General features: G+C 69.3%; 19 protein-coding genes. 16 read left to right on the top strand and 3 right to left on the bottom strand.

Annotated elements, in window-relative coordinates; all coding sequences use genetic code 11:
• Positions 1-71 precede the first annotated feature (71 nt).
• From FFS72_RS12005 to FFS72_RS11990, 4 genes are read left to right on the top strand one after another with little or no spacing between them, the layout of a single operon-like run.
• On the top strand, positions 72-1124 hold the full coding sequence (locus tag FFS72_RS12005; RefSeq protein ID WP_137874151.1) for an Rv3626c family coenzyme F420 biosynthesis-associated protein: 1053 nt from the start codon (positions 72-74) through the stop codon (positions 1122-1124).
• Positions 1121-2134 (top strand): tRNA lysidine(34) synthetase TilS, encoded by a 1014-nt coding sequence (gene tilS / locus FFS72_RS12000; RefSeq protein ID WP_137874150.1) that lies wholly within the window; start codon positions 1121-1123, stop codon positions 2132-2134. The genes FFS72_RS12005 and tilS overlap by 4 nt, the downstream gene beginning before the upstream one ends.
• A 17-nt stretch (positions 2135-2151) precedes the next feature.
• Positions 2152-2706, top strand: a complete 555-nt coding sequence (gene hpt / locus FFS72_RS11995) for a hypoxanthine phosphoribosyltransferase (protein ID WP_137874225.1) — start codon at positions 2152-2154, stop codon at positions 2704-2706.
• Positions 2707-2732: 26 nt separating this feature from the next.
• Positions 2733-4070 (top strand): amidase, encoded by a 1338-nt coding sequence (locus tag FFS72_RS11990; RefSeq protein ID WP_137874149.1) that lies wholly within the window; start codon positions 2733-2735, stop codon positions 4068-4070.
• 69 nt (positions 4071-4139) lie between these two features.
• Here FFS72_RS11990 and FFS72_RS11985 read toward each other — a convergent pair whose 3' ends face one another.
• Entirely contained in the window at positions 4140-4718 is a 579-nt protein-coding gene (locus tag FFS72_RS11985) for a TetR/AcrR family transcriptional regulator (RefSeq protein ID WP_171018644.1), read from the bottom strand.
• Positions 4719-4792: 74 nt separating this feature from the next.
• Between FFS72_RS11985 and FFS72_RS11980 the strand changes: the two genes are divergently transcribed.
• The gene (locus FFS72_RS11980) at positions 4793-5362 is read left to right on the top strand and encodes a dihydrofolate reductase family protein (RefSeq protein ID WP_137874148.1); all 570 of its coding nucleotides are present in this window, start codon (positions 4793-4795) and stop codon (positions 5360-5362) included.
• 4 nt (positions 5363-5366) lie between these two features.
• Here the strand turns inward: FFS72_RS11980 and FFS72_RS11975 are convergent, their stop codons facing one another.
• Both FFS72_RS11975 and FFS72_RS11970 read right to left on the bottom strand, forming a co-directional pair.
• The gene (locus FFS72_RS11975; protein WP_502704104.1) at positions 5367-7382 is read right to left on the bottom strand and encodes a serine/threonine-protein kinase; all 2016 of its coding nucleotides are present in this window, start codon (positions 7380-7382) and stop codon (positions 5367-5369) included.
• Between the two features lie 92 nt (positions 7383-7474).
• Positions 7475-8107, bottom strand: coding sequence for a maleylpyruvate isomerase family mycothiol-dependent enzyme (locus FFS72_RS11970; RefSeq protein ID WP_137874147.1), 633 nt, complete (start codon positions 8105-8107; stop codon positions 7475-7477).
• A 250-nt stretch (positions 8108-8357) separates the two neighbouring features.
• Between FFS72_RS11970 and ftsH the strand changes: the two genes are divergently transcribed.
• The 11 genes from ftsH to FFS72_RS11915 all read left to right on the top strand — a co-directional run bounded on the left by ftsH (position 8358) and on the right by FFS72_RS11915 (position 17879).
• Positions 8358-10676, top strand: coding sequence for an ATP-dependent zinc metalloprotease FtsH (ftsH, locus tag FFS72_RS11965; RefSeq protein ID WP_137874146.1), 2319 nt, complete (start codon positions 8358-8360; stop codon positions 10674-10676).
• Between the two features lie 120 nt (positions 10677-10796).
• Positions 10797-11390: a GTP cyclohydrolase I FolE gene (gene folE, locus FFS72_RS11960; protein WP_502704107.1), complete on the top strand. Its 594-nt coding sequence runs from the start codon at positions 10797-10799 to the stop codon at positions 11388-11390.
• On the top strand, positions 11387-12238 hold the full coding sequence (folP, locus tag FFS72_RS11955; RefSeq protein ID WP_050063569.1) for a dihydropteroate synthase: 852 nt from the start codon (positions 11387-11389) through the stop codon (positions 12236-12238). The genes folE and folP overlap by 4 nt, the downstream gene beginning before the upstream one ends.
• Entirely contained in the window at positions 12231-12602 is a 372-nt protein-coding gene (gene folB, locus FFS72_RS11950; protein WP_137874144.1) for a dihydroneopterin aldolase, read from the top strand. The genes folP and folB overlap by 8 nt, the downstream gene beginning before the upstream one ends.
• Positions 12602-13108 (top strand): 2-amino-4-hydroxy-6-hydroxymethyldihydropteridine diphosphokinase, encoded by a 507-nt coding sequence (folK, locus tag FFS72_RS11945; RefSeq protein WP_137874143.1) that lies wholly within the window; start codon positions 12602-12604, stop codon positions 13106-13108. Before folB ends, folK begins: the two co-directional genes overlap by 1 nt.
• Entirely contained in the window at positions 13108-13575 is a 468-nt protein-coding gene (locus FFS72_RS11940; RefSeq protein ID WP_137874142.1) for a DUF3180 domain-containing protein, read from the top strand. Before folK ends, FFS72_RS11940 begins: the two co-directional genes overlap by 1 nt.
• 68 nt (positions 13576-13643) lie before the next feature.
• On the top strand, positions 13644-14627 hold the full coding sequence (locus FFS72_RS11935) for a DUF6779 domain-containing protein (RefSeq protein WP_137874141.1): 984 nt from the start codon (positions 13644-13646) through the stop codon (positions 14625-14627).
• A gap of 110 nt (positions 14628-14737) precedes the next feature.
• Positions 14738-15679 (top strand): Rossmann-like and DUF2520 domain-containing protein, encoded by a 942-nt coding sequence (locus tag FFS72_RS11930; protein ID WP_050063696.1) that lies wholly within the window; start codon positions 14738-14740, stop codon positions 15677-15679.
• Positions 15676-16602, top strand: a complete 927-nt coding sequence (gene panC, locus FFS72_RS11925) for a pantoate--beta-alanine ligase (protein ID WP_137874140.1) — start codon at positions 15676-15678, stop codon at positions 16600-16602. The genes FFS72_RS11930 and panC overlap by 4 nt, the downstream gene beginning before the upstream one ends.
• 18 nt (positions 16603-16620) lie before the next feature.
• Entirely contained in the window at positions 16621-17061 is a 441-nt protein-coding gene (panD, locus tag FFS72_RS11920) for an aspartate 1-decarboxylase (RefSeq protein WP_137874139.1), read from the top strand.
• Positions 17062-17063: 2 nt separating this feature from the next.
• On the top strand, positions 17064-17879 hold the full coding sequence (locus tag FFS72_RS11915) for a type III pantothenate kinase (protein WP_137874138.1): 816 nt from the start codon (positions 17064-17066) through the stop codon (positions 17877-17879).
• Positions 17880-17975 lie beyond the last annotated feature (96 nt).

The following is a 17975-nucleotide window of genomic DNA, read 5'->3' as shown; positions in this document are numbered from 1 at the left end:
GACCCCCGACAGATAGGAGGATGGCGCTTTCACTCTCCCGTGAACGAGGGAGTATCCGCGCCAAACATCTGATGACCGATGACCGGACCGGTGGACTCGGTGGAGCGGTGGACTGGGATGTCGCGGCGCGCACCGGTGTCCGGCTGGTTCGGCCCGGGCCGCGCATCACCAGGGAGGAAGCCGAACGGGTCGTCGACGACCTGGCCGATGCGTCGGTCCGTGCGGAAGGACCCGTCCGTGACGTCACCGGACTCGCCGACGGACTGCCGGTCCCGCAGGCCCGGATCGTCGACAGGAGCGGCTGGATCAGGGCGGCGTCCGCGTCGATGGCGCACCTGACCGGCGACGACACCCCAGGAAGGACCGGGCTGCTCGGTGGGCGCCCGGCCGGGGTCCAGGCAGGCGCGATGCTGGCATTCCTGTCGTCCGCGATCCTCGGCCAGTACGACCCGTTCACCGGCGAACACGGCACCCTGCTGCTGGTCGCGCCGAACGTCGTCTCGGTGGAGAAGTCCCTCAAGGTGCCGTCCGCCGACTTCCGGTTGTGGGTGTGCCTGCACGAGGTCACCCACCGGGTGCAGTTCTCGTCGGCGCCGTGGATCGCCGACTACATGAGAGAGACCGTCGCGACGCTCGGGGAGATCGGCGACGACTCGATCGTCGATCTCGCAGGCCGACTCACGGGAGTGCTGCAGTCGCGGCGTCAAGCCGCGGACCAGCCCCCCGAGGAACGCGGCATCGTCGGCCTCCTCCGAGCCACCCAGGCGCAACCCCAGCGGGACGCCCTCGACCGGTTGCTCATGCTCGGCACCCTGCTCGAGGGGCACGCCGACCACGTGATGGACGCCGTCGGACCCGACGTCGTCCCGTCGGTGGCCCTGATCCGCCGCGCCTTCGACCGGCGCCGCGCCACCCAGAGCAATCCGGTGCAGCGACTGCTGCGTGCGCTGCTCGGCATCGACGCGAAGATGGCGCAGTACGTGCGAGGCAAGGCATTCGTCGACGCGGTCGTCGAGCAGGTCGGGATGGCCGAGTTCAACACCATCTGGACCGGTCCGCAGACGCTTCCGCGCACCCAGGAGATCGAGAACCCGCAGGCGTGGATCGACCGGGTCCTGGCATGACCGAGGCGCGCGGACGCCTGCCCGAAGGGCCCGCGCTCCTCGAGGTTCGGCACGGTATCCGGCGCTGGCTCGCCGCCCACGATCCGGTCGACGGTGTCGCGGTCGCGCTGTCGGGGGGAGCCGACTCACTCGCGCTCACCGCCGCGGCGGTCGCCGAGATCGGAGAAGTACACGCCCTCGTCGTCGATCACCGACTCCAAGCGGGTTCGGGCGATGTAGCGCAGCGGGCAGCGGACCGGGCGCGGACGCTCGGCTGTGCGTCCGCGCGGGTGTTGGCCGTCGACGTGACCGGGCGCGGTGGTGTCGAGGCGGCCGCTCGTTCCGCCCGCTACGCCGCGCTCGACGGTGCCCGCGAGAGCCGTCCGGTGCTGCTCGGACACACCCTCGACGATCAGGCGGAGACCGTCCTGCTCGGGCTCGCCCGCGGCTCCGGGCCGAGGTCGATCGCAGGCATGCGGGACTGGGACGAGCCGTGGGCACGGCCCCTGCTCGGGGTGCGGCGCGACACGACCGAACGAGCGTGCGGCGAACTGGGGCTACAGCCGTGGCACGACCCGCACAACGCCGATCCGGCGTTCACGCGCGTCCGGCTCCGGATCGAAGCCCTGCCGCTTCTCGAGCAGATCCTCGGCGGCGGTGTCGCGCAGGCCCTCGCCCGGACCGCGGCCCAGTTGCGCGAGGACGGGGAGGTTCTCGACGCGTCCGCGGCCGAATTGCGACGGGCCGCGACGGTGCACTCGGAGACGGGGGGTGACGAACTCGACACCGACGTCCTCGGTGCCGCGCATCCGGCGATTCGCAGGCGAGCGATGCGAGAATGGCTGCAGTTCAGTGGCGTCGTCGGTCTCACCGACGTCCAGTTGCGGGCCGCTGACGAGCTGGTCGGTCGGTGGCGCGGACAGGGCGGTGTCGCGCTCGGCGGCGGTCGTGACGGCGCCAGGTTGGTGCTCACGCGGCGGCATGGCAGGCTGTCGGTCGGGTTCGTCACGAGTGAACCCGCAGGTCGATGAACGAAGGGGCAAACGCCGTGTACGAAGGCGACATCGCATCGGTTCTGATCTCCGAAGAGGAGATCCGCGACAAGACGGCCGAACTGGCCGCAGCGATCGCCGAGAAGTACCCCGCAGACGCGCCCGAGGGCGACCTGCTCCTCGTCGGTGTGCTCAAGGGCGCGATCTTCTTCATGACCGACCTCGCGCGGGCGCTCCCGATCCCGACGCAGATGGAGTTCATGGCCGTCAGCTCCTACGGCTCGTCGACGTCCTCCTCCGGTGTCGTCCGGATCCTCAAGGACCTCGACAAGGACATCGCCGGGCGCAACGTCCTGATCGTCGAGGACATCATCGACTCCGGACTCACGCTGTCGTGGCTGATGCGCAATCTGTCCACCCGGAACCCGGCGTCGCTGACGGTCGTGACGTTGCTGCGCAAGCCGGAGGCCACCAAGATCGACGTCAACGTCGAGTGGGTGGGCTTCGACATCCCCAACGAGTTCGTGGTCGGCTACGGCCTCGACTACTCGGAGCGGTACCGCGACCTGCCCTACATCGGCACCCTCGAACCGAGTGTCTACGGCGGCTGAGCCCGCCTTCCTCCGCGCATAATCGGGTGATGGACCCGGATTTCACCGCCACTTCCATCGCCCGTCGAGTACGCGCCGGGACGCTGACGCCGGTCGACGCCGTCGACGATGCGTTGGCCCGGATCGCGACCAGGGATCCGCGGCTCGGGGCGTTCGTTGCCGTCCGGGGCGAACAGGCTCGCGCCGAGGCCGCGGCGGTGTCCGCACGGCCCGATCTGTCGTCGCTGCCTCTGGCCGGGGTTCCGATCGCCGTCAAGGACAACGTCCCCGTCGCCGGCCACCGGCTCGGCAACGGTTCGATGGCGTCGCCGGCCGAGCCCTCCGAAGCCGACCATCCCGTCGTCGCGCGCCTACGGGCCGCAGGCGCCGTCGTCGTCGGGCTCACCGCCGTTCCGGAACTGTGTGTGTGGGCCGCGACGGACACCCCCGACGCCGTCACCCGCAATCCCTGGAACCCCGGGATCACCTCGGGTGGCTCGTCAGGTGGGTCCGCGGTCGCGGTCGCGTCCGGAATGGTTCCCGCTGCGCACGGCGCCGACGGGATGGGGTCGATCCGTATCCCCGCCGCGGCGTGCGGGGTGTTCGGCATCAAACCGGGGCGCGGGGTGGTGCCGGCGGAGTTGGGCGTCGACTCCTGGTTCGGGATGTCGGAGAACGGGCCGATAGCGACGACGGTCGCCGACGCGGCGCTGTTGCTGTCGGTGATGGCGGACCGGCCCGACCTCGCCGACATCGAGGACCCGGGCCGCTTGCGGATCGCGGTGTCGGTGCGTTCGCCGCTGCCGGTCGTGCGCGTCGACCCACACTGGCGGGAAGCGGCCGAGCGTGCCGCCGCAGCGCTGGGCGCCCTCGGTCATCACGTCGCCACCGCGACGCTGCCCTATCCGGCGAATCCGGTTCCGCTGCTGTCGCGGTGGACCGCCGGAACGGCCGCGGACGCCGCCGGTCTCGACAGAGCGCTGCTGCAGCGTCGCACCCGAGGTCACGTTGCTGTGGGAAAAGTGATGCGCCGCTGGGTGAATCCCGCGCAGGTGGAGTCGGTGGACCGCGCTTTGCGTCGCTTCTTCACCGACCACGACGTCGTCATCACGCCGACGCTCGCGTCCGTTCCCATCGCGGCGCATCGGTGGAGTGACCGCTCGTGGCTCGCGAACCTGGTCGCCAACATTCGGTACGCGCCCTTCCCGTCGCTGTGGAACTTCGCCGGGTGGCCTGCCGCGAGCGTGCCACTCGGAATCCACCCCGAGACGGGCACGCCGCTCGGGGTGCAGATCGCAGCGCCTCCCGGTGGGGAAGCGCGGATCCTGGCGGTGGCGGCGCAGTTGGAGTCGTTGTTGCCATGGCAGCGGGTCGCGGCGATGTAAGAGCAGCGGGTCGCGGCGGTGTAGGAGCAGCGGGTCGCGGCGGTGTAGGAGCAGCGGGTCACGCCGGTCCTAGTCGGCAGGCAGAACGCGTTCGACGACGGCGGTGATCAGCTCGCCCATGCGGTCCCCGGGGAAGACGTCGGGCAGGGTGAGGTGCTCGACGATGAGCCAGTTCATCGCGAGGTACAGCGTGAGTACGGCGGTGGTGTCGCCGGGGAGTCCGGAGTCGAGGTGGTAGGCGACGTTCGCGTCGACGTCGGCGCGAATCCTGTCGGTCAGGACGGTGCGGAGTTCCGGCCGCCGGGTCGCCTCGAGTCGTAGTTCGAGCAGCGCGAGGTAGCCGGTGCGGAAGGCGCTGATCCGATCGACGAGTTCGTGCATCAATTCGACGACGCGGGCGCGGTCGCGGGGACCCGCGAGGCTGCCGGCGAGGGTGGGTGCGTCCGGTTGGAGGCGCTGGTAGATGCGGCTTCCTGCCTGGGTGAACAGGTCGTCGCGGTTGGTGAAGTAGTTCGATGCGGTGCCTGCGGGTACGTCGGCCTGGGTGTCGACGGATCGGAAGGTGAGCCCGCGGGCGCCTTCCCGTGCCAGGACTTCGATCGCGGCGTCGACGAGTGCTGCTCGACGTTCCGGGTTTCGCCTCACCATTGACACCACTCCATCTGTAGTACTACGTTTCTACCACTTCAACTATAGTGGTTTGGCACCGAACGGGGTGGAACATGCGCAAGCTCGTGTACTACGTGGGAACGTCCATCGACGGCTACATCGCAGGACCCGAAGGAGAGTGGGACTTCTACCCGGTCGGTGCCGACCTCGCCGAGTACATGAACACCCAGTTCCCGGAGGTGGTTCCGGCGCACGTCCGCGAGGCCATCGGCCTGGAGGCCGACCCGATCCGCTACGACACCCTGGTCATGGGCCGCGGCACCTACGAACCGGCGCTCGCCGTCGGGATCGCGAGCCCGTACTCGCCCCTGCGGCAGTACGTCGTGTCCACCACCCTCGACGCGGTGGACCACCCGGATGTGGAGGTGTACTCCGGCGATCCGGTCGACCTCGTCCGTCGACTCAAGGGCGAGGACGGTCGCGACATCTACCTGGCTGGCGGCGGCCGGCTGGCGGCTGCACTGCTCCCCGAGATCGACGAGATGATCGTGAAGCTGTACCCGGTGGTCGCGGGTACCGGAATCCCCATGTATTCTGGAGGGTTCCGGCCCACCGCGTTCACGCTGACCGGCTCGCGCACCTTCGACAACGGCACAGTGGTGCTGAACTACGCCCGGACGTGACGAGTCAGTCGGATCGCGACGCGGTGTCGTGGGAGACGACGCGTTCGAGCGCTTGAAGATCCGTTTCGAGTTGCCGGAACAGCCAGTAGGCGCCGACGAACGCGAAGATCGCACCCACCGACAACACCCTGACCGCGCCGATCACCTCCCCGATCTGCGCGGGGGTCAGGAACGTCACCCCCGCGACCGCGACCAGCGGCACCGACGCGGCCACCGCGAGATAGCGGGTGCTGCGGCGATCCAGACCGCGGAGTTCACGGTCGTCGTCGCTGCTGGTGATGCCGAGCGGTAGCAACACCGGATACAGGTAGCGCACGGCGTAGAAGGTGACGAAGAAGAACGGGTACGCCACCGCGATCGCCCCACACACCAGCAGTGACCCAAGGAAGTGCAGGTACGCACTCGAGGGGATGCCGCCCGCGATGATCTGCAGGGTCACCGGATACACGAGGCCCGCGATCGCCCACAGCGTGAACACGACCGCCACGACCCTGTCGCCGAGCAGTAGGGTGTCGGTGCGGGCCCGCGCGAGGGTCGGGGCGTCGTAGCGTCTGCCCTTGCGCAGCCCGCGCGGCACGGTCAGTGGATAACGACACATGTAGAGCAGGATGGCCGCGCCGAGCGGGAACGCGATCGCGTTGATCACGTACTGGATCTGGTCGAAGTTCCGCTGCACGAGCGGGTCGAGATTGTCGATGATCAGCGTCTTGTTGTGGTGGTAGTTGTAGGCGCCCGCGAGGGCGTTCGGGACGGCGACCGCCGCGATCAGGATCGGAACCGTCCAGCGCTGAAGCAGTCGGCGGCGCCGGCTCGGAGGCGGGTCGACCAGGTCACGGGCGTGCGCGTCGAGGCACAGATCGAACTGGCGCGCCAATTCGGCGCCGCTCGGCCATCGCCCTTCCGGATCGGGGTCCAGGCAGGTGCGCAGGACCCGCACGAGGGTCGCCGGGCAGTCGGAGGGCAGTGCTGCCTGCGCGTCGCCGCGGACCCCGGACTCGCGCAGTGCCAGCATCCCGTCCAGCGGATCGGCGTCCGCCACGTCGGGGAAGGGCCGGCTCCCGGCGAGCAACTCCCACAGCACGACGCCGAGCGAGTAGATGTCGCTGCGCGTGTCGAGGTCGGAGGCCGTGCCCGCGCGACCGGGGTGACAGGCCCGCAACTGCTCGGGAGACATGTAGGCGAGGGAACCGCCGAAATAGGCGACGGGGCTGGTGTCGGCGACGGATTCGCTGAAACTGATGTTGAAGTCGGCGAGCTTCGGCACACCCTCCGCCGTCAACAGGACGTTCGCCGGTTTCACATCGCGGTGCAGAACCCCGCGACGGCCCGCGTAGTCGAGGGCGTCGGCCAGTCGTCGGCCGAGCCAGGCGACGGTCTCCGGCCACGACAGCGACGCGATCTCGGCCCGCACGCTGGAATCGGTCGGCACGATCTCGCCCTTCGCGGCGAGTGTCGCGTCCACGGCCTCGAGCAGCAGCGCACCCGACCGTTGCTCGGGCGGTGTCTGCCGGACGCGGCGCAGCACCGACAGCAGCGTGCCGCCCGGGACGTACTGCATGTACAGCACCTTCATCTCCAGATCGGGGACGAGGCGCTGGTCGAAGACTCGGACGATGTAGTCGTGGTCGAGTTGTGCGAGGGTCTGTGGTTCGGTGCCGTGGTCGCGGGAGATCTTCACCGCCACCATGCGCTGCATCGATCGCTGCCGGGCCAGGAACACCCGCGCGAACGCCCCCCGGCCCAGTGCGACGAGGAGGTCGAAGTCGTCGACACGGTCGCCGACGTCCAGATCGTCGAGTGTGACGCTGTCTCCCGCGGGGCGAGTGGTTGTGGCACCGCCCGCGGAGCGGGTGGTCAGGTCGTGACCGTCGGCGGGCGCCGTTGCGGTCGTCGGGTCGAGTGCGGTGGCAGCCGCGACGTCCGTTGCCTCGGCGTCGTGAGGTGCGGGCGACCCCACCGTCGCGGTCGCCGCCACGGTGTCGTCGGGAACGGATCGTGCTCGGCGCTGTTTCACGAACATCTGCTCCGCAGTTGTTTCGTCAGGAACACCTGCCGGACCGCTGCGTGCCGGCGTCGACTCCTCGGGCCTGAACCCTCAGGATAGTCCCGGAGTCAGAACGGCCAGGTGGGAACGGTGGGGAGGTCGGGCCGGGTGGGACGGCCGATCAGCCACGCCAGCAGTTCGGCGCGTGGCAGCGCGGGCGGCACGAGGTCCGGTGCCAGCGCAGCCAGTGCCGGAAGTTCGGTGGCCAGCGTGGACTCGACGAACGCGGCGGGCCAGTCGTCGCAGGTGTAGCCGACCGCGAGGTCGAGGTGGTGGATCTCCAGCTCCCGCCAGCGCAGGACCGGGATGAACCGGGCAGGCACGGGAGTGCGCCACTTCACCGGGGTGTCGAGGCCGGCGGATTCGGCGGCCCGCAGGTCGTCGATCAGGCGGCCCCCCGCGAAGCGGAGATCGGCTGCGAGCAGGTCGACGGGACGGCCCGCACCCTCCTCGATGGCGGCGGCGCGCGCGTCGGGTCCGCCCGGGTACATCTCGGATGGAACGCCGGACCGCACTCCGACGACGAAACGGCGCAGGCCGTCGGCGTTGCGCGCGAGATGTGTCGCCACGTGCCCGCGGCTCCAGCCGGGCAGCGCGGACGCGTCCCGCGCCTGCTTCTCGGTGAGCCCCGCCAGCGTCAGGTCCAGCCGCGCCTGCGACCGCTCGACCTCGTCGATCATGTCTTCGTATGTGTCCCCCATGGTGGTCGAGGTTAGTGGTGGCGGCCGACATCGCGCGCCCGGAACCATTGCATCCGTCCGCACGTTGGGTTAGTGGAGTCGGTGTGGGATCCTCGCCGGAACGCGGGTGACGTGGCCTCGGAGATCACCACCCCGGTTCGCGGTAATCTGAGGTGTCCGGTAAGCAGCCGGAAGCCGGCGCACCGAGCTCGACCCGAGCTGATTGGCTCGACCGGAACTGGAAAGGACTGGCCCTCGCGGCTGAACCTGTATGAACCGTAAGACAGTGTTTCGCAACCTGGCGATCGTCGCCGGCATCCTGCTGATCATCTACGCGTTCAGCTACTTCGGCAACGACACCCGCGGGTACACGACCGTCGACACCTCGGTGGCGATCGCGCAGCTCGACGCGAAGAACGTCACCGACGCGCAGATCGACGACCGCGAGCAGCAGATCCGGTTGACCCTCAAGCAGGGCAACGATGCGACCGAGAATGCCACGCAGATCCTCGCGAAGTACCCGATGGCGGCGTCCGAGCAGATCTTCACCGAGGTCCAGGACGCCGGACTCGAGAACTACAACACGAAGGTCAGCACGCAGAGCTGGCTGACCCAGATCCTGCTGTTCGTGCTTCCGATGATCATTCTGCTCGGCCTTTTCGTCTTCGTGATGGGCCGGATGCAGGGCGGCGGCCGCGGCGGCGTCATGGGCTTCGGGAAGTCGAAGGCGAAGCAGCTCTCCAAGGACATGCCCAAGACCACGTTCGCCGACGTCGCGGGCGCTGACGAGGCCGTCGAAGAGCTCTACGAGATCAAGGACTTCCTGCAGAACCCGGCGCGCTACCAGGCGTTGGGCGCGAAGATCCCGAAGGGCGTCCTGCTCTACGGTCCGCCCGGAACCGGCAAGACTCTCCTCGCGCGCGCGGTCGCGGGCGAGGCCGGGGTGCCGTTCTTCACGATCTCCGGTTCCGACTTCGTCGAGATGTTCGTCGGTGTCGGCGCGTCCCGCGTCCGTGACCTGTTCGAACAGGCCAAGCAGAACAGCCCCTGCATCATCTTCGTCGACGAGATCGACGCGGTCGGCCGCCAGCGCGGCGCGGGCCTCGGCGGCGGTCACGACGAGCGTGAGCAGACCCTCAACCAGCTGCTCGTCGAGATGGACGGATTCGGCGACCGGCAGGGCATCATCCTGATCGCCGCGACGAACCGGCCCGACATCCTCGACCCGGCACTGCTGCGTCCCGGTCGCTTCGACCGCCAGATTCCGGTGAGCAACCCGGATCTCGCCGGTCGCCGCGCGATCCTGCGGGTTCATTCGCAGGGCAAGCCGCTCGACCAGCATGCGGACCTCGAGGGGCTCGCCAAGCGGACCGTCGGCATGTCCGGCGCGGACCTGGCGAACGTCATCAACGAGGCGGCGTTGCTCACGGCCCGCGAGAACGGTGCCGTCATCACCGAGGCCGCACTCGAGGAGTCGGTGGACCGCGTCATCGGCGGCCCTCGCCGCAAGAGCCGCATCATCAGCGAGCACGAGAAGAAGATCACCGCGTACCACGAGGGTGGTCACACCCTCGCGGCGTGGGCGATGCCCGACATCGAGCCGATCTACAAGGTCACCATCCTCGCGCGCGGTCGCACCGGCGGTCACGCCATGACGGTGCCCGAGGACGACAAGGGCCTGATGACCCGCTCCGAGATGATCGCGCGCCTCGTCATGGCGATGGGTGGCCGCGCAGCCGAGGAACTGGTGTTCCACGAGCCCACGACCGGTGCGTCCTCCGACATCGACCAGGCCACGAAGATCGCCCGTGCGATGGTCACCGAGTACGGCATGAGCGCCAAGCTCGGTGCGGTCCGCTACGGGCAGGAGGGCGGCGATCCGTTCCTCGGCCGGTCGATGGGTCAGCAGTCCGACTACTCGCACGAGGTCGCCCGCGAGATCGACGAGGAGGTGCGCAACCTGATCGAGGCCGCGCACACCGAGGCATGGTCGATCCTCAACGAGTACCGCGACGTGCTCGACGTACTCGCAGGGCAGCTCCTCGAGCACGAGACCCTCACCCGCAAGGACCTCGAAGCGCTCTTCACGAGCGTCGAGAAGCGTCCGCGGATCACCGCGTTCAACGACTTCGGTGACCGGGTGCCTTCGGAGAAGCCGCCGATCAAGACGCCGAAGGAACTGGCGATCGAACGCGGTGAGCCGTTGCCGGAGGAGCCCTCGCGCGTCCCGACGTACGCGAGCCGTGACACGGCGCCGCAGCCCGTCCCGCAGCAGCCCGCCCCGCCGCAGCCGCAGAACGGATACCAGGTCCCGCCCGCCGGGTACCCGCCGTACCCGCCGCCGCAGCACCAGCAGGCACCGCAGGGATCGGTACCCGACTACGGCGCCCCCGCCGGATGGTCGGCGCCGGGCTGGCCGCCGCGCGGAGACACGCAGCATGCGCGTCCCGCGACGAACCCCTACCCCGAGTCGGAGAATCCGTACGCCGGATATCCGCAGTGGAACCCGCCGCCGCAGCCGGCGCACCCTCCGGCCGACGACAAGGATGCGTCGACGCAGCGTTGGGACGGGCCGAACGGCAAGGAGTAGGCCCCGCTAGTGTTTGACGAGGTTCGCCGAGGTGCGGATCGGCGGTTCGAGCGAGGTGGAGGTGCGGTCCAGGTGTCGGTTCATCAACTCGGTGGCGCTGGAACAGGTGAGGCGGGCGACGTGTTGCAGTCGATCGAGTCGGGGCGTGTCTTCGACCAGCCGCGAGCCGAAGCAGCGGTCCGGGAACTGCTGATCGCGGTCGGCGAGGATCCGGACCGTCCCGGACTGCTCGACACCCCGGCGCGGGTCGCGCGCGCGTACCGCGAGGTGTTCGCCGGTCTCTACACCGATCCGGACAGTGTCCTCGACACCACTTTCGACGAGGGACATCAGGAACTCGTGCTCGTGCGCGACATCCCGCTGTACTCGACCTGCGAACACCACCTCGTCTCCTTCCACGGTGTCGCGCACGTCGGTTACATTCCGGGACCGACCGGCAGGGTGACCGGCCTGTCGAAACTGGCACGCGTGGTCGACCTGTACGCGAAGCGTCCGCAGGTGCAGGAGCGGCTGACGAGCCAGGTCGCGGACGCCCTGATGCGCAAACTCGACCCGCGCGGCGTCATCGTCGTCGTCGAGGCCGAGCACCTGTGCATGGCGATGCGCGGCATCCGGAAGCCGGGCGCCAGCACCACGACCTCCGCGGTCCGTGGCCTCTTCCAGACCAGCGCGGCCTCCAGGGCCGAGGCGCTGGACCTCATCGTCCGCAGGTGACCGTGCTCCCGACACCCGGACGATGCGTGGTGATGGGTGTTCTCAACGTCACCAGCGACTCCTTCTCCGACGGCGGGCGCTACCTCGACCGGGACGCGGCGATCGCTCACGGACTCGAACTACGCAGGCTCGGTGTCGACATCATCGACGTCGGGGGCGAGTCGACGCGTCCCGGCGCACAGCGGGTTGACCCCGACGTCGAGGCGCAGCGCGTGGCCCCGGTCGTCGCCGACCTCGTCGCCGAAGGCATCCCGGTCAGTGTCGACACGATGCGGGCGTCGGTGGCGCAGGCCGCGATCGAGGCGGGTGCGCACGTCGTCAACGACGTGTCGGGTGGTCGCGCCGACCCGGCGATGGCGTCGGTGATCGCCGATGCAGGCGTGCCGTGGATCCTGATGCACTGGCGTTCGGCGGGGGAGTACGTCCACGCCGGCGGGGTCCTGCACTACGGCGACGTGGTCGCCGATGTCTGTGCCGAACTGACCGAGACGGTCGACGCCGCGGTGCGTGCGGGCGTCGATCCGTCGCAGTTGATCGTCGATCCCGGTCTCGGTTTCGCCAAGACGGCAGAACACAATTGGGCGCTGCTCGGTGCGCTGCCCGAATTGCGGGCCCTCGGTTTCCCCGTGCTGATCGGCGCGTCCCGCAAGCGTTTCCTGGGCACACTGCTCGCCGACCGGGACGGCGATCGCGCCCCCGACGGCCGCGAGATCGCGACGGCGGTGGTGTCCGCGTTCGCCGCTCGCGGAGGAGCGTGGGGTGTCCGAGTGCACGACGTCCGAGGATCGCGGGACGCGATCGCGGTCGAGCAGGCATGGCGTGGCGCACAGGAGGCTCGAGGTGTCTGACCGCATCGAACTACGTGGACTGCGGGTACGCGGGCATCACGGCGTCTTCGACCACGAGAAGCGCGACGGCCAGGACTTCCTGATCGACGTCACCGTGTGGATGGACCTCGCGGCCGCTGCGGCGTCGGACGACCTCGCCGACACCCTCGACTACGGCGCGCTCGCGCAGACCGCGGCCGACATCGTCGCGGGGCCGCCGCGGGACCTGATCGAGACAGTTGCCGCCGAGATTGCCGACGCCGTGCTCACCGACGGTCGCGTCGCGGCGGTGGAGGTCACCGTGCACAAGCCGTCCGCTCCGATCCCCCTGACGTTTGCCGACGTTGCGGTGGTGGCGTACCGGTCGCGGACGGGGTCGCGCTGATGGCGAGGGTGGTGCTGTCGATCGGTTCGAACCTCGGCGACCCCCTCGCGAATCTGCGTTCCGTGGTGGACGAACTCGGCCCGCGGCTCGTGGCGGTCTCGAGTGTCTACGCAACCGCGCCGTGGGGTGGCGTCGATCAGCAGGATTTCCTCAACGCGACGCTGATCGCGGACGACGACGAGTTGGACTGCCGGGGCTGGCTGCGATTCGGGCAGGATCTCGAACAGCGTGCGGACCGGGTGCGGGACGTGCGGTGGGGACCTCGGAGTCTCGACGTGGACGTGATCGACTGCGGCGGCGTCGTCAGTGCCGACCCGGAATTGACGCTTCCCCATCCGCGGGCACATCTGCGGGCGTTCGTGCTGGTGCCCTGGTTGGAGATCGATCCGGACGCTGTGCTCACGGTCGACGGGTCGGCGGTCGGGGTCGCCGAACTCGCGCGGTCGCTGGACCCTGCGGAGGTGGCGGGTGTCCGCCGCACCGACATGGCGTTGGCGGTGTCGTGATGAAGCCGACACGGGGTCGTGACCTGGTGGCGTTGGCCGCATTCGCGGCCGTCGTGACGTGGATCCTCGTTCGGTCCTTCTACGGCTCGCTACCCCCGGTGTCCGTATTTGCCGGAGCCTCGCTGTACCCGGTGGCGCTGATCGAGTTCGTCCTGGCGTTCGTCATCCGCTCGCGGGTCGACGACCGCAGAATCGGGACGGACCGGCATCAGCTGCACCCGATCACCGCTGCGCGTGCCGTCGCTCTCGCGAAGGCGTCATCACTGGTGGGAGCGGCTAGTGCGGGCGTGTGGTTCGGTTTGCTCCTGTATCTCCTGCCGGAACGAGCCGAGGTCGATGCCGCGGCGCAGGACACCGCCGGAACGGTTGTCGGGCTGCTCGGCGGCGTGGTTCTGGTGGCGGCAGCGATGTGGCTGGAACATTGCTGCCGAACTCCCGACGAGCCGCCGGACGAGCCCGCGATGTAGCTCGGTTCGGCCGGACATCGCGTTCCGGCGTCCCGGACTCCAGGCCGCCGACGGCTATCCTGGGCGCCATGACGTTTTCTGGTCGCGCGGGTTCGATTCGAAGGAACAGGCGCAGCGCGAGCCAGGTCATCGTTGCCGGTCTCGTGGTGCTGGCGGTTGTCGCCAGCCTGTTCCTCATTTTCGGTGACAGCGTTCAGATTCTGCGGATCGGACTCGTCGCTGCCCTGTGGGCCGCCGTCGTCGGCGCCATCGCCATGACGAAGTACCGGCGCGAGTCCGCGGCGGACAAGGCGAAGATCCGGGACCTGCAGACGGTGTACCAACTGCAGCTCGAACGTGAGGTGACCGCCCGCCGCGAGTACGAGGCCGGTGTCGAGGCGCGCGTGCGTAGCGAGACGAGCCTGGAGGCGTCCGAGATCGCCGCGCTGCGGGCCGAGCTCGCGGCACTTCGCGGCAGTCTCGAAGTGCTGTTCGAGGGCAGGCTCCCCGCCGACCGTGTCGCGATCGAATCGGAAGGAACGCGTCGGGGTGAGCTCGGTCCGGGTGCGGCCGGCGCCGTGCCCTTCGCCCCGAAACCCGCGTACGCGGATCCCGGAGCGGGCCCGAAGTTCGCCTCACCGGACGACGAACCCGTGACCGCCGAGGTGGACGTCGTGCCCGAGGACGAGACCGGGCCGATTCCCGTCCCGGGCCGCGCGCCTGATCCGGTCCCCGCCCGTGGGCGCATGGACAGCGGTGCACCCGTCATCGCGAACGACGACGGGCCGCAAGCGCCGGAACGCGCGGACGAAGCACCGGCGCCGGACGTCGAGGAGCAGGCCGAGCCCGACGTCGAGCAGGCCGAGCCCGATCCGACGGGGCAACCCGGTCCTGCAGCGGAATCGCCGGCCCAGACGCCGACGACTCGGAGTGGGCGGCGACGCGCCGCGGAGGGCGAGGAGGGTGACGGAGCTCACTCGAGTGGACTCACCGTCGCCGAGATTCTCGCGAACGTACGCGCCGAGAAGTCCGACGCCGACGGACCGCGGCAGGGCCGTCGCCGTCGTGAGTGAGCCGTAGATCACTATTTCCACCGTGGCGGCGCGCTGGAGTGGCCGACTATCCTCGCTGTGAACGTCCGGTACCCGCCATGCGGGACTGGAACGAACTGAGAGGAACAACGGTGACCTCTTCCGAGATCACTCGAGGTGGGTCCTTTTCGGACCCGGCGCCCGCACGGTTGACGGTAGGAATCGTCTCGGCGGGACGCGTCGGCACCGCTCTGGGTGCAGCACTCGAACGCGTCGGCCACCTGGTCGTGGCATGCTCCGCCGTCTCCGAGGCGTCGGTGCGGCGTGCCCAGCAGCGCCTTCCCGACACCCAGATCCTGCCCGCCGCCGACGTCGCGTCGCGGTGCGAACTCCTGATCCTCGCTGTTCCCGACGCCGAGCTCGCGGACCTGGTGCACGGTCTCGCCGCCACCGGCTCGCTCCGTCCGGGGACGATCGTCGCGCACACGTCCGGCGCCAACGGCATCGCCGTCCTGTCGCCCCTCACGGCGCGGGGGGCGGTTCCCCTCGCGATTCACCCCGCGATGACGTTCACCGGCCACGACGAGGACGTCTCCCGGCTCGCGTCGACCTGCTTCGGGATCACCGCCGCCGACGAGGTCGGGTACGCGATCGCGCAGTCCCTGGTGCTCGAGATCGGTGGTGAGCCGGTCCGCGTTCGTGAAGAGGTGCGGCCGCTGTACCACGCGGCTCTCGCTCACGGCAGCAATCACCTCGTCACCCTGGTCTCCGACGCCGTCGCCGCGCTTCGCGTCGCGTTGTCGGGTGACGAGTTGTTCGGGCAGCAGGTCGTCGACGCCGCGCCGAACGGTGTCGCGGAGCGGGTGCTGGCACCGCTGCTGTCCGCGGCCCTGGACAACGCGCTGCGCCGCGGACCCGCGGCCCTGACCGGACCCGTCGCACGCGGCGACCGGACCGCCGTCGCCACACACCTGCGGGTGCTCGGTGAGGTGGACCCACAACTTGCCGCCGGCTATCGGGCGTTGTCGCTGCGGTCGGCACAGGTCGCCGGGGCGGACCCGGCGTTGATCGAGTTCTTGGAGGACCAATCGTGAACGGCTACACGCGCGGCGAGCTGACCGTGCACCACGAACCCGCAGAGCTGACGCGGGTCACGCGGGCACTGCGCGGTGTCGGACGGCAGGTGGCGTTGGTGCCCACGATGGGCGCACTGCACGCCGGGCACATCGAGTTGGTGCGTCAGGCCAAGCTGCGCGGCGCGGTCGTGGTGGTCTCCATCTTCGTCAATCCGCTGCAGTTCGCCGCGGGCGAGGACCTCGACGCCTACCCGCGGACGCTGGATGCCGACCTCGAACTGCTGCGCGGCGAGGGCGTCGAACTCGTCTTCGCTCCGTCGGCAGCGCAGATGTACCCGAACGGACCGCGCACCACTGTGCTTCCCGGTCCGCTCGGCGGCGAACTCGAAGGTGGCAGCCGGCCGACGCACTTCGCCGGGATGCTCACGGTGGTCGCGAAGTTGCTGCTGATCGTGGCCCCGAACACCGCGTATTTCGGCGAGAAGGACTACCAGCAGCTGACGCTGATCCGTCAGATGGTCCGCGATCTGAACATCGACGTCGAGATCCGCGGCGTACCGACCGTCCGTGAGCAGGACGGGCTCGCGCTCTCGTCGCGCAACCGCTACCTCGACGAGGCCCAGCGGACCGCGGCCGCAACGATTTCCGCGGCTCTCGTCGCGGGTGCGCACGCCGCTTCGGGTGGCGCCGAGGCGATCCTCTCGGTCGCGGGCGAGGTGCTTGCCACCACCCCGGAGATCGTCGTCGACTACCTCGAGGTGCGCGGCGTCGATCTCGGTCCGGCACCCGATCGGGGTGACGGGCGACTGCTGGTCGCGGTCCGGGTGGGAAACACCCGGCTCATCGACAACGTCGGTGTCGCCGTCGGCACCGGATTCCTCGAGCGGGACGAGGATCCCGTAGTCATCTCCAATGTCGCCGACGATCAGATCGTTCGCTAGAACCGTAAGGGGCAGTACATGTTTCGCACGATGATGAAGTCGAAGATCCACCGCGCCACCGTGACCCACGCCGACCTGCACTACGTCGGCTCCGTCACCGTCGATCAGGACCTGATGGACGCCGCCGACCTCCTCGAGGGTGAGCAGGTGTGCATCGTCGACATCGACAACGGTGCCCGCCTCGAGACCTACGTCATCGCGGGGGAGCGCGGCACCGGCGTGATCGGGATCAACGGTGCGGCAGCGCATCTCGTCAACCCGGGCGACCTGGTGATCCTCATCGCCTACGGCGTGATGAACGAGCAGGAGTGCCGCGACTACAGCCCGCGCGTCGTGTTCGTGGACGCGGACAACAAGCAGGTCGAGCTCGGGTCCGATCCCGCGCACGCGCCCGAGGGCTCTGGTCTGATCACCCCGCGGATGCTGAGCACCCTCGAGAACACCTCGGCACTGGTGTAACCGTGCTCCTTGCGGTCGACGTCCGCAACACCACCATCTCGCTCGGGGTGTTCACCGGAACAGGGGACAACGCTCGGCTGGAACAGGATTGGCGCATGCGCACCGATCCGCGGATGACGGCCGACGAGCTCGCACTGCTGCTGCGCGGGTTGCTGGGGTCGCGGGTCGAGACGATCGTCGGGGTGTCGGCACTGTCCACGGTCCCGTCCGTGCTGCGTGAGCTGCGGGTGATGCTGAGCCGGTACTGGGATCACGTCCCGCATGTCGTCGTCGAACCCGGCGTCCGTACGGGTGTGCCGCTCCTGGTCGACAACCCCAAAGAGGTGGGTGCCGACCGGATCGTGAACAGCCTTGCCGCGCATCATCTCTACGGCGGACCTTGCATCGTGGTCGACTTCGGCGTCGCGACGTGCGTCGACGTCGTGTCGGCGAAGGGGGAGTTCCTCGGGGGCGCGATCGCGCCGGGGTTGGAGACGTCCACCGACGCCCTCGCCTCCCATTCGGCCGCACTGCGTCAGTTCGAACTGGTCCGACCGCGAGCGGTCGTGGGCAAGAACAGCGTCGAGTGCATGCAGTCCGGTGCGGTGTTCGGATTCGCCGGCCTGGTCGACGGATTGGTGCGCCGCGTGCGCGCCGAGCTGCCCGCGTTCGCCGGCACGGACGTGACGGTGCTCGCGACGGGAGACAGCGCGCCGTTGGTGATGCCGGAGTCCGAGACCATCGCGCACCTCGAGCGTCACCTGGCGCTGGAGGGGCTGCGCATCGTCTACGAGCGCAACCAGGCCAGACGGGCCGCGAAACGCGCCCCCGTGGTGTGAGCTCGTCGCTGCACCCTTTGCCGATCCCGGATTCTGTGTCACACTTGTCGGCGTGATTGCTCGCATGGTTGCTCAGGAGTGTTGTCGAGGCTGACC

This window comes from Rhodococcus sp. Q (genome assembly GCF_005503035.1).
GTDB lineage: Bacteria > Actinomycetota > Actinomycetes > Mycobacteriales > Mycobacteriaceae > Rhodococcus_G.
Note: the sequence above shows the minus strand (reverse complement) of the source record. Positions and strands in the feature narration are given on the sequence as shown.

Coding starts and splice junctions, on each gene's coding strand:
- FFS72_RS11935 (WP_137874141.1), top strand. CDS start 13,644: ATGACGTTTTCTGGTCGCGCGGGTTCGATTCGAAGGAACAGGCGCAGC.
- FFS72_RS11970 (WP_137874147.1), bottom strand. CDS start 8,107: ATGGGGGACACATACGAAGACATGATCGACGAGGTCGAGCGGTCGCAG.
- FFS72_RS12005 (WP_137874151.1), top strand. CDS start 72: ATGACCGATGACCGGACCGGTGGACTCGGTGGAGCGGTGGACTGGGAT.
- FFS72_RS11985 (WP_171018644.1), bottom strand. CDS start 4,718: ATGGTGAGGCGAAACCCGGAACGTCGAGCAGCACTCGTCGACGCCGCG.
- FFS72_RS11975 (WP_502704104.1), bottom strand. CDS start 7,382: ATGTTCGTGAAACAGCGCCGAGCACGATCCGTTCCCGACGACACCGTG.
- folK (WP_137874143.1), top strand. CDS start 12,602: ATGGCGAGGGTGGTGCTGTCGATCGGTTCGAACCTCGGCGACCCCCTC.
- panD (WP_137874139.1), top strand. CDS start 16,621: ATGTTTCGCACGATGATGAAGTCGAAGATCCACCGCGCCACCGTGACC.
- FFS72_RS11980 (WP_137874148.1), top strand. CDS start 4,793: ATGCGCAAGCTCGTGTACTACGTGGGAACGTCCATCGACGGCTACATC.
- FFS72_RS11940 (WP_137874142.1), top strand. CDS start 13,108: ATGAAGCCGACACGGGGTCGTGACCTGGTGGCGTTGGCCGCATTCGCG.
- ftsH (WP_137874146.1), top strand. CDS start 8,358: ATGAACCGTAAGACAGTGTTTCGCAACCTGGCGATCGTCGCCGGCATC.
- tilS (WP_137874150.1), top strand. CDS start 1,121: ATGACCGAGGCGCGCGGACGCCTGCCCGAAGGGCCCGCGCTCCTCGAG.